Annotated in this window: 12 protein-coding genes and 1 pseudogene; 7 read left to right on the top strand and 6 right to left on the bottom strand. The window is 73.1% G+C overall.

Features of this window, described 5'->3' with window-relative positions; all coding sequences use genetic code 11:
• Positions 1-281 precede the first annotated feature (281 nt).
• From ACLJT4_RS13895 to ACLJT4_RS13885, 3 genes are all read left to right on the top strand, one after another.
• The gene (locus ACLJT4_RS13895; RefSeq protein WP_411122807.1) at positions 282-1,343 is read left to right on the top strand and encodes a S8 family serine peptidase; all 1,062 of its coding nucleotides are present in this window, start codon (positions 282-284) and stop codon (positions 1,341-1,343) included.
• 229 nt (positions 1,344-1,572) lie between these two features.
• The gene (locus ACLJT4_RS13890; RefSeq protein WP_411122609.1) at positions 1,573-2,868 is read left to right on the top strand and encodes a C2 family cysteine protease; all 1,296 of its coding nucleotides are present in this window, start codon (positions 1,573-1,575) and stop codon (positions 2,866-2,868) included.
• 119 nt (positions 2,869-2,987) lie between these two features.
• Positions 2,988-3,596 (top strand): GNAT family N-acetyltransferase, encoded by a 609-nt coding sequence (locus tag ACLJT4_RS13885; protein WP_411122608.1) that lies wholly within the window; start codon positions 2,988-2,990, stop codon positions 3,594-3,596.
• 315 nt (positions 3,597-3,911) lie between these two features.
• Here the strand turns inward: ACLJT4_RS13885 and ACLJT4_RS13880 are convergent, their stop codons facing one another.
• From ACLJT4_RS13880 to ACLJT4_RS13865, 4 genes and pseudogenes are all read right to left on the bottom strand, one after another.
• A complete protein-coding gene (locus ACLJT4_RS13880) occupies positions 3,912-4,970 on the bottom strand; it encodes a tartrate dehydrogenase (protein ID WP_411122607.1) in 1,059 nt (352 codons plus the stop codon).
• A gap of 73 nt (positions 4,971-5,043) precedes the next feature.
• Positions 5,044-5,946, bottom strand: a complete 903-nt coding sequence (locus tag ACLJT4_RS13875; protein ID WP_411122806.1) for a LysR family transcriptional regulator — start codon at positions 5,944-5,946, stop codon at positions 5,044-5,046.
• A 66-nt stretch (positions 5,947-6,012) separates the two neighbouring features.
• Positions 6,013-6,198, bottom strand: a pseudogene (locus ACLJT4_RS13870) (TetR family transcriptional regulator C-terminal domain-containing protein); the annotation flags it as partial.
• 259 nt (positions 6,199-6,457) lie between these two features.
• Positions 6,458-7,696, bottom strand: a complete 1,239-nt coding sequence (locus ACLJT4_RS13865) for an MFS transporter (protein ID WP_411122606.1) — start codon at positions 7,694-7,696, stop codon at positions 6,458-6,460.
• Between the two features lie 72 nt (positions 7,697-7,768).
• On the opposite strand from ACLJT4_RS13865, the gene ACLJT4_RS13860 reads away from it, so the two are divergent.
• On the top strand, positions 7,769-8,524 hold the full coding sequence (locus tag ACLJT4_RS13860; RefSeq protein WP_376557969.1) for a DeoR/GlpR family DNA-binding transcription regulator: 756 nt from the start codon (positions 7,769-7,771) through the stop codon (positions 8,522-8,524).
• A 103-nt stretch (positions 8,525-8,627) separates the two neighbouring features.
• On the opposite strand, the gene ACLJT4_RS13855 is transcribed toward ACLJT4_RS13860, so the two are convergent.
• The gene (locus ACLJT4_RS13855; protein WP_411122605.1) at positions 8,628-9,620 is read right to left on the bottom strand and encodes a LysR family transcriptional regulator; all 993 of its coding nucleotides are present in this window, start codon (positions 9,618-9,620) and stop codon (positions 8,628-8,630) included.
• Positions 9,621-9,703: 83 nt separating this feature from the next.
• Here ACLJT4_RS13855 and ACLJT4_RS13850 point away from each other — a divergent pair, with 83 nt between their 5' ends.
• Positions 9,704-10,675 carry an EamA family transporter gene (locus ACLJT4_RS13850; protein ID WP_411122604.1) on the top strand — a complete coding sequence of 324 codons (972 nt, stop codon included), beginning with the start codon at positions 9,704-9,706 and terminating at the stop codon, positions 10,673-10,675.
• Positions 10,676-10,732: 57 nt separating this feature from the next.
• Here the strand turns inward: ACLJT4_RS13850 and ACLJT4_RS13845 are convergent, their stop codons facing one another.
• Complete coding sequence (locus ACLJT4_RS13845; RefSeq protein WP_411122603.1) at positions 10,733-11,230, bottom strand: MarR family winged helix-turn-helix transcriptional regulator; 498 nt, start codon at positions 11,228-11,230, stop codon at positions 10,733-10,735.
• A gap of 130 nt (positions 11,231-11,360) precedes the next feature.
• Between ACLJT4_RS13845 and ACLJT4_RS13840 the strand changes: the two genes are divergently transcribed.
• Positions 11,361-11,987 carry a UbiX family flavin prenyltransferase gene (locus tag ACLJT4_RS13840; protein WP_411122602.1) on the top strand — a complete coding sequence of 209 codons (627 nt, stop codon included), beginning with the start codon at positions 11,361-11,363 and terminating at the stop codon, positions 11,985-11,987.
• Positions 11,988-12,046: 59 nt separating this feature from the next.
• Positions 12,047-13,558 (top strand): UbiD family decarboxylase, encoded by a 1,512-nt coding sequence (locus tag ACLJT4_RS13835; protein ID WP_411122601.1) that lies wholly within the window; start codon positions 12,047-12,049, stop codon positions 13,556-13,558.
• The last annotated feature ends 25 nt before the right edge of the window (positions 13,559-13,583 follow it).

The raw sequence follows: 13,583 nt of genomic DNA, 5'->3' as shown, positions 1-13,583 counted from the left end.
CCTCCTCGGCGCGCTGACTGCCGGCCCCTTCCCCCACGGAGGTCGTTCCCTTGCGTTCCCTACGAAAGGGCAGATCGGATCGTGCCAGTGGACTGGCACACCGCGCCGTTCCCGCCCTGCTGTCGGCAGCAACCCTCGTCATCGGCGGCGTGATCGCCGCCAGCCCGTCCGCCGCCGCACCGGCGACGCACACCACCCAAGCCTCGCACTCCGCACCGGCCGGGCCCGGCGCGGAGGTCCACACCCGCCGGCTGTGCGCGCACCCGTCGCACCCCGGTTACATGGCCTGCAACGCGGTGGCCCGCACGGACGTCAAACAGCAGCTCGCCCTGCGACCGCACGCCGCCCCCTCCGGCTACGGTCCCAGCGACCTGCAGAGCGCCTACAACCTTCCCCAGTCGGGCGGTTCGGGGCAGACCGTGGCGATCGTCGACGCCAACGACGACCCCAACGCCGAACAGGACCTGGCGACCTACCGTTCCCAATACGGCCTGCCCGAATGCAGCACGGCCAACGGGTGCTTCCAGAAGGTCGATCAGGACGGCGGCACCAACTACCCGGCCGCCGATGCCGGTTGGGCCGGCGAGATATCCCTCGACGTCGACATGGTCAGCTCCGCCTGCCCCTCCTGCCACATCCTGCTGGTCGAGGCGAACAGCGCCAGCATGGACGACCTGGGGACGGCCGTGAACCGGGCGGTCGCGATGGGCGCCAAGTTCGTCTCCAACAGCTACGGCGGTTCCGAGGACTCCACCGACCCCACCTCCGACGAGCAGTACTTCAACCACCCCGGCGTCGCCATCACGGTCAGCTCCGGCGACAGCGGCTACGGCGTCGAGTACCCGGCGGCCTCGCAGTACGTCACCGCGGTCGGCGGCACGTCACTCCAGCGGGACAGCAGCACGCGCGGCTGGTCCGAAACCGTCTGGGGATCCTCCGCGGGCGGTGAGGGCGCCGGTTCCGGCTGCTCGCAGTACGACGCCAAGCCGTCCTGGCAGAAGGACACCGGCTGCGCCGGGCGCGCCGTGGCGGACGTCGCCTCGGTCGCCGACCCGGCAACCGGCCTGGCGGTCTACGACAGCTACCAGGCCACCGGCTGGAACGTGTACGGCGGCACCAGCGCCGCCGCCCCGTTCATCGCCGGCGTCTACGCCCTCGCCGGCACTCCCGGCGCGTCCGACACCCCGGCCTCGTACCCGTACACCCACGCCTCCGCGCTGAACGACGTCACCAGAGGCGCCAACGGCTCCTGCTCGCCGGCGTACCTCTGCACGGCGGGCGACGGCTACGACGGTCCGACCGGCCTCGGCACCCCGAACGGCACCGCGGCCTTCACGTCGTGACGGGCGCAGGCCGCCGGTCGCGGTGAGCGGGCGATGACCGGTAGGCCCGGCACGGTGCAGTAGGCCGTCATCCGGCCGTCCGGCACGACCGCCCTCCGCAACCGATCGCCACAGTCCGGCAGCCTCCGGGGTGCCGGACTTGTGGCACGGGTACAGGGGTGGCGACGCGGTGGCCCCGCCGGCTGCGTAGGCTCGTGGGACGGGTGGGAGACGGACGGGGGAGAAGCACGTGAACTACCACCGCAACAACTGGCGCCAGGTCGCCGACGTCGCCGCGCCGTTCATTCCGGGCGGGCGCGCACTGATGGACGCCGTGAACGTGGTGCAGGGGTTCAGCGACAACGTCGGACGCGACCGGCTCCAGTACGTGCCGGACGGTCGCCCGGTGGTCGAACTGCCCTGGCAGCCACCCGGCCCGCCGCCGGACCCGCAGCGGGCCGAGGCGGTCGGTCGACAGGCATGGGGCGTGCTGTTCGCCGACGCGCAGCAGTACGGCGCCCGGCCGCTGCTCGACCAGGTCGGCACCCTGCTGGCGCCGCTGCCGCCCACCGAACTCGACCTGGTGGTAAGGCGCTTCGGGACGCAGGGCCTGGACCGCTGGGACGCCCTGACCCACATCGAGGACGAGCACGGCCAACCCGCCTACGACTGGCGTCGGCAGCAGGAACTCTTCAGCTGGCTGCTGCGCACGGTCAGCCCGTACGGCGCCATGCTGGTCGGCACCGGAATGCCGTGCAGTCAGCCCGACTACGACGCCGAGTGCGGCTGCGGCGACCACGGATGGGTACTGCCCGAGGGACCGTTCGCGCAGGTCGACGGGGCGTACGTCACCGAGAACTGGCAGTGGGTCTCGGCCTCCACCGAGGCGATGTCCTGGCAGGACATGGACCAGGGGAGATTCGGTACCTGCTGGCTGTTGACCAGCATGCAGGCCGTGCTCCAGGCCAATCCCCAGTACGCCCCGCGCCACCTCCGGTTGGAGGCCAACGGCACCGTCACGGTCACCCTCTACGACGAGGGCACCCCGATCGGGATCACGCTGGTGCCCGACCTGCCGTACGGGCACGGTGGCCTCTGGGGTGCCAAGGGCCACACCGCGGACGCGCGGTACGCGGAGACCTGGCCGGGCTACTTCGAGAAGGCCGCCGCGCAGTTCTTCGGCAACTACCACGACGTCGCCCACGGCGGTGGGGTCCGCGTCGCGCTCGCCCTGCTCACCGGGCGGGCGGCACAGCCACTCGACCTCACCTCACCATGGCTCGCCCAGGAGATCACCGACCGCAAGGCACGCGGCCAGGCACTCGTGGCCACCACCCCCGGCACGAGTGACCGCGACACCATCGCGGACGGCCGACTGGCCGCCAACCACGCCTACTTCATCAAGGACGTGGACCCGGCCGGCGGTCGGATCTGCCTGGGCAATCCGTGGGGCGACGGGGCCACCCGGCAGATGTGGGAGTGCTGGCTGACACGGCAGGAGGTCGGCCCCAACCTGGTGCGGATCGATGCCGTCGACACATGGTGACGGAGGAGGGGAGCGGCATCTTTTTTGCCCGAACTTCCCTACTCTACTGGCCCGTTGGTCCGCGTATGCGCCGGGGCCCCCGTCGAGCATGCAAGATCATCAGGTGCAGAATGCCCCGTATGCCGAATGCGACCACGCCGCAGCAGACCACGATCGACGATGCGCCGCTGATCAGCCGCACCTTCGCCCGTGCCTTCGACGACGACCCGATGATGCGCTGGTTCTTCCCCGACGCCGCCTCGCGCGAGACGGCACTGGGCCGCTACTTCACCACCCTCTTCACCCGGCAGTACGTCCACCACGGGGTGTGCGAACGCACCGCGTCGGCGGCCGCGTTCTGGGTGCCGCCTGAGGCGCAGGCCAAGGCCGTTCCCGACGCGGAGACCATCAAGGAACTCCAGGACATCCTCGGCGACCGGGCCGAGGCGTTCCGGGACGCCGTGCAGACGGCCGCCCAGCACACCCCCGAGGAACCCCACTGGTCCCTGGCGGTCATCGGCGCGGACCCGGCCGCGCAGGGCCAGGGGCACGGGTCGGCACTGCTGCGTTCGGGACTGGCCCAGGCCGATGCGGCAGGGCTGCCCGTCTACCTGGAGTCCTCCAAGGCGTCCAACGTCCCCGTCTACGAGCACTTCGGCTTCACCGTACGCGCGGAGCTGGCCCTGCCGGGGGACGGGCCCGTGCTCTGGGGCATGTGGCGCCCGGCGCGCCGCCCGGCCGACGCATAGCCGGGCTCCGCACGGCCGCCCGAGCGGCCGTGCCCGGCGAGCCGGGCCAGGCATGGACGCCTCGTGCTGTGCCTGGGCAGCCCGCGCGGCGATCACCTACTGACCTGACACGGCGCGGTGCCCGGCCGCCCGGGCCGTGCCGCCGGGGACGGCCTGGCCGGCCGACGCTGACGTTCCGCCGGTGGGCGACGGGGCGGTCGTGGGCACGCGGAGCCTGCCCGTCGCGGCGAGGACGGCGACCAGCGCGCCCATCCCCCGGACGTGGTGGAGTGCGCTCCACCACGAGTCCGGCAGACGGGTGAACTCCCCTGTGATTCAGAGGAGTTGCAACAGCGCTTCGGTGAAGTGCTCGGTGCTGGCGGTGCCGCCCAGGTCCGGTGTGCGGACGTCCGTCGTGGCCAGGAGGGTCGCGATGGCGTGGGTGACGTCGCCGGCGGCGTCCCGGTGGCCGAGGTGGTCGAGCATCAAGGCCGCCGACCAGATGGCGCCCAGCGGGTTGGCGACGCCCCGGCCGGCGATGTCTGGCGCGGAGCCGTGCACCGGCTCGAACATCGAGGGGAAGGCGCGCTCGGGGTTGAGGTTGGCGGCCGGGGCGATGCCGATCGACCCCGCCACGGCGGCGGCCAGGTCGCTGAGGACGTCACCGAAGAGGTTGGAGGCGACGATCACGTCGTAGCGTGCCGGTTCGAGGACGAGCTTGGCGGCCAGGGCGTCGACGTGTTCCTGCTCCCAGGCCACGTCCGGATGCCGGGCGCCGCATGCGGCGACCAGCTCGTCCCAGAACGGCATGGTGTGCACGATGCCGTTGGACTTGGTCGCAGAGGTCAGTCGGCCACCCCGGTCGGCCGCCAGCCCGAAGGCGTAGTCCACCACCCGGGTCACCCCCGTCCGGGTGAACACCGCTTCCTGGACGGCGAGTTCCTCGGGGAGGCCGCGGTTGAGGCGTCCGCCGATCTCGCTGTACTCGCCCTCGGTGTTCTCGCGGACCACCACGAGGTCCACCTCGCCCGGGAGCGCACCCCGCACCGGGCTGTCGACGCCCCGGAACACCCGGATCGGCCGCAGGTTGACGTACTGCTGGAAGCCGCGGCGGATCGGGATCAGCAGGCCCCACAGCGACACGTGGTCCGGTACGTCCGGGTGGCCGACCGCGCCGAGCAGGATCGCGTCCTTGTCGCGCAGCTGGTCGAGACCGTCGTCGGGCATCATCGCGCCCTCGCGCAGGTAGCTCGCGCACGACCAGTCGTCGTACGCGGTGTAGGCGAGACGGAAGCCGTGCCGACGGCTGACGGCGTCGAGCACGCGCCGCGCCGGGGGCAGTACCTCGGTGCCGATGCCGTCGCCGGGGACGAGGGCGATGTGGTGGGTGGTCATGCGCCTGATTGCACCAAGCGGTGTGGGGATGCGTCCAAGACACGATCGTGATCTGCCTCATCGGCCGCGCCTATCAGCCGCTCGGTGCGGACGTCTCCAAGGCAGCCGCCACGAAGGCCCGCGCCGCCGGGGACAACCCGGTGCGGCGGCTGATCAGGCCGATGCGCAGCGTGGTGCGGGGTTCGATGTCCAGCACCCGGGCACCGGCCCGCTCGGCCAGGCCGCGCCAGGACTCGGCCACCACGGCCACTCCCACGCCGGCCAGGACCAGGGGGAGCACGGACACCCGGTGCTCGGTCTCGGCGGCGACGGTGACGTCGATGCCCTGCTCGCGCAGCCCGTCCACGTACGCCCGCATCCCGGTGCCCCGCTGCCCGACGATCAGGCGTTGGCCGGCCAACTCCTCACCCCGCACGGAGCGTTGACCGGCGAAGGGGCCGTCCCCGTCGGATCCGTCGCGGGCCACCAGCACGAAGCGCTGCTCGCCGAGGGGGTGCGCCGCCACGTCCCCCTCCGGCAGCGGGCCGGGAGTGGCCAGCAACCCCAACTCGGCCGCGCCGGTGCGGACCGCGTCCACCACGTCCTGCGCGGTGAAGGCGGCCTGGATGGCCACCGACACGCCCGGGTACCGCCCGGTGAAGGTCCGCACCAGCGTCGTCAACGGTTCCAATGCCTGGGACGGCATCGACGCCACGTCCAGTCGCCCCTCGCGCAGTTCCTGGACGGCCGCGACGCTCGCCCGGGCGGTCTCCAGGCTGCGCACCGCCGCGCGTGCCGGCTCGATCAGGGCCCGTCCCGCCTCGGTGAGCACCGCCCGCCGGCCGATCCGGTGGAACAGGTCACCCCCCAGGTCGCGCTCCAGCCCCTGGATCGCCTGGGACAACGACGGCTGGGACACGTACAGCGCGGACGCCGCCCGGGTGAAGCCGCCGTGGTCCACGATGGCGAGGAAGTACTCCAACTGTCGGATGTCCATGAAGCGCATTGTCACGCGCGACGCCGGACCGCGCGGCGACCGGGCCGGGTCGAGGGCGAGATCGAGGTCGGGGTGGAGGGCGCCCGTGGCGGCGAGTCGGGCGAGGACGCCGCGCACCAGGCGTCGGGTGCCGGTGACGGCCTTGTGCGACAGGGCGCCGAACGTCGGGTTGGTGCGGGCCGCGGCGTCGAAGTCGAGGAAGACGGCGAGCTCGGCTCGCCGCTCCTCGTCCAGGGGGAGCAGCTCGGCCATGAGGCCGGCGGTGAGCCGGAGTTGTCCCGTGCGGGGATGGCGGCCGAGGTCACCGATCCGGTCGAGGTGGGCGAGCAGACGGCTGCTGACCCGGTCGATCATCGACTCCATCGCGAACTGCATCAGGTCGTGCTGACCGGAGTGTTGCTGCGGCACTCCACCAACCGGTGTCAGTCGTGCGCCCGTGCTGGAGGGCGAGCTCAACTGCCGGTCGACGACGAGGCGTCGGGTCCGCGGGCGGCTCGCGAGGGGGCGCCCGTCACGCTGTCGCGCCGACATCGCCCGGGAGCGTCGTGGTCGGACGGGTGCGCAGGATGCCGGCCGTGGCTGCCGCCACGAGGCAGCACGCCACGGGCAGGAGGAGGGTGAGGTTGAGCGGGGCGAAACGGGTCAGGGGCCCGATGACGGCGGGGCCGGCCAGCATGCCGAGATAGCCGAGGCCGGCGACCCGGGAGACGTTGGTACCGGCGTTGTCGGGGTCGGCGTGGCCGGCGGCGCTGAAGAGTTGCGGCACACACCCGGACAGTCCCGCGCCGAACACCGCCCAACCGGCCAGTGCCAGGGGGATCCAGGGGGAGAGCGCGGCCGCGGTCAGACCGGCGGCGGCCGTGGCGGCGCCGTAGCGGAGGACGGCCACCGGACCGAGCCGCCCGGCCGCCCGGTCCGCCAGCAGTCGGCCGACGGTCATGGCCGTGGCGAACGCCCCGTAGGCGAGGGCGGCGGTGGCGGCGGACGCGTCGAGGACGGTGCGCAGGTGCAACGCGCTCCAGTCGTTGGCCACGCCCTCGCACAGCATGATCATCAGAGCCAGGACGGCGAGGAGCCAGATGCGGCGGGGCGTGGTGCGCCGGGCCGGTGCTGCGCCGTCGACCGTGGGGGAGACGGGGGCCGGGGATCCGTCGGTCGGCAGCAGCGCCGGCGCGGCCAGTGCGGCGGCGGCCAGGCCCAGGAGCGCCACCGCCCCGAGGGATGCCGCCGGGTGCCATCCCCAGGCGAGCGTGCGCGCGCCCACCAGGGAGGCCAGTACGCCGCCGAGGGAGAAGGTGGCGTGGAAGGCCGACATCACGGGGCGCCGGTAGTCGCGTTCGACCTGGACGGCGTGGGCGTTCATGCTGACGTCCAGGCACCCGTTGCCGAACCCGAGCAGCAGCAGCGCCGACCCCAACGACCAGGCGTGCGTGGCCAGTCCGGGCAGGAACAGGGTGACGCTGCACAGCGCCGCACTGAGCGGCACGACGGTGCGGGCCCCGAACCGGTCGGTGAGCGGCCCGACGATCTGCATGCCGACGAAGGCGCCCGCCCCGAGGAGCAGGAGGAGCCAGCCGAGCACGGCGTGACTGATCCCCGCCCGGTGCTCGACGCTCGGGATGTGGACGATCCACATCCCCATCAGGAATCCGTTGAGGGCGAAGTAGGCGAAGGTGGCCGCCCGCCCGGCTCGCAGTCGGGCCGCCGGCGGTGTGCCCGCTCGCGCCGCGGAACGCGTCGATGTCGTCATGTGGCGAACATATCGAACAAGAGTCATGTGCGGAACTTGGCAGTTCGAACAGTCATGATGTTCAATCTGAACATGACTGGTACGGAACGACTACGACGGATCACCGAGGCGGTGCGCGCGGCGGGGCGCCTCGGCGTGGCCGAACTGGCCGCGCTGACCGGCGCCTCGGAGATGACCATCCGCCGTGACCTGGAGGCGCTGGCCGCCCAGGGGGTCGTCGAGCGCTACCGAGGGGGAGCCAGGAGCCTGCTGCTGCGGGGCGAGGAACCGCCGTTCGCGCTGCGTGCCCAGGAGGGGCTGGAGGTCAAGCGACGGATCGCCGCCGAGGTCGCCGGACTGATCGCGGACGGCGAGTCGGTGGTCCTCGACAGCGGGACCACCTGTCTGGAAGTGGCCCGTGCGCTGGCCCACCGCCGCCTGACCGTCATGCCGTTGTCCCTGCACGCCGTCAACGCCCTGACCGACGCCCCGCAGCTCACCCTGCTGGTGCCGGGCGGTCGGCCGCGGCCCGGTGAACTCGCGCTGACCGGCCCGTTGACCGAGGCGTCGCTGACCGCCCTGCGCTTCGACACCGCGGTCATCGGCTGCTGCGGGCTCACCGCGGAGCACGGGCTGACCGCTTACGACCTGGACGACGCCGCCATCAAGCGCACCGCGATCGGCTGCGCCCGGCGCGTCATCGCGGTCGCCGAGGCCGACAAGCTCTCCCGCACCGCCCTCGCCCACGTCGCCCCCGCCACCGGCCTTCACGCCGTCGTCACCGACGCCGCCCCGGACGAGCGAACGGACCGGCTGGCCGCAGAAGGGGTGACCGTCCGCACGGTGTGACCGCCATCGACCGGCGTCCGCCGTGCCCGACGGGACGCCGGGGTGCGGTGCGGACGCCGGGCCGCGAGGGCGGGTCCGTCGGCCCGTCCTCGCGTCCCGCCCGCTAGTCGTCGCCGGCTGTGCTCCGGTCGCTCGGTGCTGCCGTCCCACGGTCGCCGGTGGGTTCCGTGGCCTCCGGCCCGGGGGTGGTCGCCCCGGTGGCGTCCGGTCGGGTGGACCGCTCGGCGAGGAGATCGGTGATCAGGGCGAGCGGCGGCCAGTTCAGGCGGCCGTGGCGGGCGACGGCGTAGGCGCGCAACACCACGTCGGGGGCGGTCAGCGGGAGGAGGCGGACGTCGGGGAAGGTGGGGGTGCCGGCCGGCAGCAGCCCCACGCCGAGTCCCGCCGTGATCATGCCTTGCACCAGGTCGAGGTTGTCGGCCCGGTGGGTGATGCGCGGGGTGAAGCCGGCCATGGAGGCGAGCGTGCGGATGACGGTCTCGTCGGCGGTGTTGCGGGAGTTGACGATCCAGTCGTGTGCGGCGAAGCGGGCGAAGACCTCGACCGTGGTGCCGTCGCGGTGGGCGTCGTGGGCGGCGACGCCCAGGCCCCACGGCGCGGTCCACAGCGGGCTGGCGCGCACCGCGGGGTCGAAGGTGGCGGGCGCCAGGTTGTAGTCGTAGGTGAGGGCCAGGTCCGTGTCGTCCGTGGTCAGCAGCGACAGGGCCTCGTCGGGTTCGTGCTCCCGGATGAGCAGGTGGACCCGCGGGTGGCTGGTGGCCAGCTCGCTGACCAGGGGCAGCAGGTGGGCCCGGATGGCAGTGGCGAACCCGGCGGTGCGCAGGGTGCCGTTCGGTTCGGCGCCGGGGGCGAGGTCGAGGTGGGCGGCCTCCACGGCGCCCAGGATGGTCACGGCGTGCTCGGCCAGGCGTCGGCCGGCGGGGGTGAGGCGGACCCGGCGGCCGTCCGGTTCGATCAGGGCGGCGCCGGTCTCGCGGGCGAGCACGGCGATCTGCTGCGAGACGGTGGAGGTCGTGGTGCCGGTCGCCTCGGCGACCGCGCGCATCGACCCCAGTCGGGAGAGCTCCACCAGTAGTTGGAGCCGGCGGGTTTCCATGCTCCCATTGTTCGGGATTGGCGAACGGAATGTCCACGATCGGCACGTGGACACGAACGATGCCCAGGGCATCTACTGTCCCCATGAGTGCGTTCGAGCCACAGCGTCCCCAGGGCGGTTCCCCGCCCCGACTCCGCACCGCCGCCGGTGGCCGACTGCGCCGCGGCGGTGCCGAGACCGGCTTCCTCATGGCGGTCGCCTCCATGACCTCCGTCCAGCTGGGGCTGGCCCTGGCCGTCCCGCTCTTCGGGCAGCTCGGCGCGATCGGCACGGCGGGGCTGCGGCTGGCGTGGGGCGGCCTGCTCATGCTGGTCCTCATACGCCCGCGCCTGCGCGCCTTCACCCGGCAGGACCTGCTCGCCTGCACCATGCTGGGGGCGGCGACCGCCGGCATGATGCTGTTCTTCATGCTCTCCGTCGCGCACCTGCCGCTCGGCACCGCCAGCGCACTGGAGTTCCTCGGCCCGCTGGCCGTCTCCCTGTACGGACCGGGCGGTGGCCGGAAAGTGTGGACGGCGCTGGCCGCGCTGGGCGTGGTGCTGCTGACCGAACCCTGGCACGGCGGCCTGGACGTCGTCGGACTGGTCTGTGCGCTGGCCGCCGCGGGCTGCTGGGCCGCCTACATCCTGCTGACCCAACGCGTCGGCGACCGGGTCACCGGGCTCAGCGGTCTCGCGGTCTCCATGCCGGTCGCCGGCCTGCTCGGCACGCTGATCGCCGCTCCCGGCCTGTGGGGGCACGTGACCTGGCGGGCGGTCGGGATCATGCTGGTGCTGGCGGCGGTGAGCCCCGTCCTGCCCTTCGCCCTCGAATTCCTCGCCCTGCGCCGCCTGACCACCGCCGCCTTCGGCACGCTGATGAGCCTGGAACCCGCCATCGCGCTCCTGATCGGGCTGCTGGTGCTCGGCCAGACGCCGGACCTGGCGCCCGCGGCCGGCGTGGTCCTCGTCGTGATCGCGGGGGTCGGTGCCACCCGGACCGGCGCCCGCACACCGGACCCGGCCACCGGGAGCGCCGAGCCCGAGCCGCGGCCGGGCGTCGTGGAAGCGGTCTGAGGGGACCGTATCGGCCGTGGCCCGCCGGGGAACCGGCGGGCCACGGCCGTTTCCGGCTCAGCCCGACGGTTCGGTGGTGTCGGGGTGGACCCCTGGTTCCGTCGCGGTCGGGGCGCCCCGGACCGCCCGGCGGAGGAAGCCGAGGAACTGCTCGCGCTCCGCGGGGGAGAAGTCGGCCAGGACCTCTTCGTTCACCCGGAGGACCGCCGGGGCGAGGTCGACGGCCACGGCCCGCCCCTCGTCGGTGAGGCGGATCATCTTGCGGCGGCGGTCGGTCGGATCCTTGGCGAGTTCGACCAGGCCCCGCCGCCGCAGGCGGTCCAGCAGGGGAGCGGCGGTGGACTTGTCGAGGCGGGCGCGGGCGCCGAGGGTGCCCTGGTCCATGTGCCCGTGGGTGTGCAGCAGGCTGAGGACGGTGAACTGCGGGCCGGTGAGTTCCCGGTCCACCTGCTCGTGCCAGAGCCGGGTGTGCAGTTGGTTCAGCTGGCGCGCCAAAGGTCCGACTCCGCCGATCGCGGCGGCGACGTCCCGCGCGTCCCCGTGCTGTGGTGCCATCGCTCCCCGTATCCCTCCGGCGCCGGCCACCCGGCTTGATTAGGACGTACACGTACTTTATCGTGGAAGCAGATAGGACGTGTACGTCGTAAATGGTTGCGGGGGCGGAAGAAGGAGAGGAGACGGTGCCGTGCGCCTCGTCGTCGCGATGACCGGTGCCACCGGTGCGCCCCTGGCCGTGCGCCTGCTGGAGGCGTTGCGGGAACTGGAGGTGGAGACGCACCTCGTCGTCAGCCGCTGGGCCCGCGCCACCCTCGCCCGGGAGACCGGCCGCTCGGTGCGCGCCGTGGAAGCCCTGGCGACGGTGGCCCACAACCCCGCGGACCAGGGCGCCGCGCTCTCCAGCGGCTCGTTCCGGGTCGACGGCATGGTGGTCGTGCCGTGCAGCATGAAGACCCTCGCGGCAATCCGGACCGGCTACGGGGAAGGACTGATCGCCCGGGCCGCCGACGTGACGCTCAAGGAGCGGCGCCGCCTGGTGCTGGTGGCCAGGGAAACCCCGCTGTCGGCCGTCCACCTGGACAACATGCTGGAACTGACGCGCCTGGGCGCCGTCGTGCTGCCCCCCGTCCTGACCTTCTACAACCGCCCCGCCGGCATCGACGACCTGGTCGAGCACCTGGTCGTCCGCATCCTCGACCAGTTCGGGCTGGACCTCCCCACGGCCCGGCGCTGGCACGGCATGCAGGAGGGCCCGGCCGAGCGGCCGTCCCCGCCGGTCGGCCGGGACCGCGGCCCCGCGGGCCGACCGGCCTGACACCGGAACGCCCCGCGCCGCACCTCCCGCTTCCCTCCCCGCCCTACGAAAGGTTCGCCATGACCCAACGCGGCAGCGCGCTCAACTTCCGGGACTTCGTCGACGAACTGCTGGCCGTCGGCGACGCCGTGGACGTCCACCGCCCCGTCGACCCCCTCCTGGAGGCCGCCGCCGTCACCCGGCGCGTCTACGAAACCAGGAGCCCCGCCCCGCTGTTCGAGAACCTGACCGGCACCGAGCCCGGCTACCGGCTGCTCGGCGCGCCCGCCGGCCTGAGCAGCGGCCCCGCCGGCACCTACGGCCGCCTCGCCGCGCACTTCGGACTCCCGCGCGACACCACCCCGCGTGAGCTGCTGGACCGGCTCATCGCCGCCATGCACGCCGAACCCGTCGCCCCGCGCGTCGTGGACTCCGGCCCCTGCAAGGAGCACGTGCTGCGGGGCAACGAGGTGGACCTGGAACGGTTCCCGGTCCCGCTGCTCCACCAACAGGACGGCGGGCGCTACTTCGGCACCTACGGCTTCCACGTCGTGCGCACCCCGGACGGGCGGTGGACGAGCTGGTCCATCAGCCGCAGCATGCTCCACGGCCGCACCACCCTGGTCGGCCCCGCCATGCCCCAGCAGCACCTCGGCATGATCCACCGCAGCTGGCAGGAGCGGGGCGAGCCCACCCCCTGGGCGATGGTGCTCGGCGCGCCGCCCGCGGCGCTGGCCGCCGCCGGGATGCCGCTGCCCGCCGAGGTCAACGAGGACGGCTACGTCGGCGCGCTCACCGGCAGCCCCGTCGAAGTGGTCCGCACCGAGACCAACGGCCTGTACGTCCCGGCCAATGCCGAGATCGTGCTGGAGGGGTACATCAGCCCCGACGAGACCGCGCCCGAGGGGCCGATGGGCGAGTACCACGGCTACACCTTCGCCGAGTCGAAACCGCAACCGGTCTTCCACGTCGAAGCCGTCACGCACCGCTCCGACCCGATCCTGCCGATCTGCGTCGCGGGCCTGCCGCCGGAGGAGAACCACACCATCTGGGGCACGATGATCTCCGCCAGCGCCCTGGACCAACTGCGCGCCGACGGCCTGCCGGTCGACCTCGCCTGGTGCTCCTACGAGGCCGCGACGTGCTGGATCGTGGTCTCCGTCGACATCCGACGACTGGCCGAAACCGGCATGGACGAGCGCCAGTTGGCGGACGCGGTGGCCGACAGCCTCTTCGGCTCGCACGCCGGCTGGCTGGTGCCCAAGGTCCTCCTCGTCGCCGACGACATCGACATCACCGACATCGACCAGGTGGTGTGGGCCCTGGCCACCCGCTACCACCCCGGCACCGGCGAGTACGCCTACCCCGACGCGCCCGGCATCCCCATGGTGCCCTACCTCACCGCGGCGGAGGTGCGCTCCGGCCGCGGCGGCAAGTCGGTGGTCAGCTGCCTGCTGCCCGAGCACTTCGCCGGGCGCACCCGCGGCGTCACCACCGACTTCCGGCACGCCTATCCCCGCGCGCTCCAGCAGAAGGTGCTCGACACCTGGACCGACTACGGGTTCGCCGCGACGGGCGGGGCGGCGCGCTGAGGGCCCGCGGCCGGTCGGGCCCGTG

The organism is Streptomyces sp. x-19 (genome assembly GCF_046549115.1).
GTDB lineage: Bacteria > Actinomycetota > Actinomycetes > Streptomycetales > Streptomycetaceae > Streptomyces > Streptomyces albulus_C.
The sequence above is the reverse complement of the archived record's forward strand: the minus strand, read 5'-3'. Positions and strand labels throughout refer to the sequence as shown.

Excerpts from the sequence above, each read along its gene's own strand:
- ACLJT4_RS13880 (WP_411122607.1), bottom strand. The coding sequence starts at position 4,970 with ATGACCACCCACCACATCGCCCTCGTCCCCGGCGACGGCATCGGCACC.
- ACLJT4_RS13895 (WP_411122807.1), top strand. The coding sequence starts at position 282 with ATGGCCTGCAACGCGGTGGCCCGCACGGACGTCAAACAGCAGCTCGCC.
- ACLJT4_RS13855 (WP_411122605.1), bottom strand. The coding sequence starts at position 9,620 with ATGGAAACCCGCCGGCTCCAACTACTGGTGGAGCTCTCCCGACTGGGG.
- ACLJT4_RS13860 (WP_376557969.1), top strand. The coding sequence starts at position 7,769 with ATGACTGGTACGGAACGACTACGACGGATCACCGAGGCGGTGCGCGCG.
- ACLJT4_RS13835 (WP_411122601.1), top strand. The coding sequence starts at position 12,047 with ATGACCCAACGCGGCAGCGCGCTCAACTTCCGGGACTTCGTCGACGAA.
- ACLJT4_RS13865 (WP_411122606.1), bottom strand. The coding sequence starts at position 7,696 with ATGACGACATCGACGCGTTCCGCGGCGCGAGCGGGCACACCGCCGGCG.
- ACLJT4_RS13875 (WP_411122806.1), bottom strand. The coding sequence starts at position 5,946 with ATGGACATCCGACAGTTGGAGTACTTCCTCGCCATCGTGGACCACGGC.
- ACLJT4_RS13885 (WP_411122608.1), top strand. The coding sequence starts at position 2,988 with ATGCCGAATGCGACCACGCCGCAGCAGACCACGATCGACGATGCGCCG.
- ACLJT4_RS13850 (WP_411122604.1), top strand. The coding sequence starts at position 9,704 with ATGAGTGCGTTCGAGCCACAGCGTCCCCAGGGCGGTTCCCCGCCCCGA.
- ACLJT4_RS13845 (WP_411122603.1), bottom strand. The coding sequence starts at position 11,230 with ATGGCACCACAGCACGGGGACGCGCGGGACGTCGCCGCCGCGATCGGC.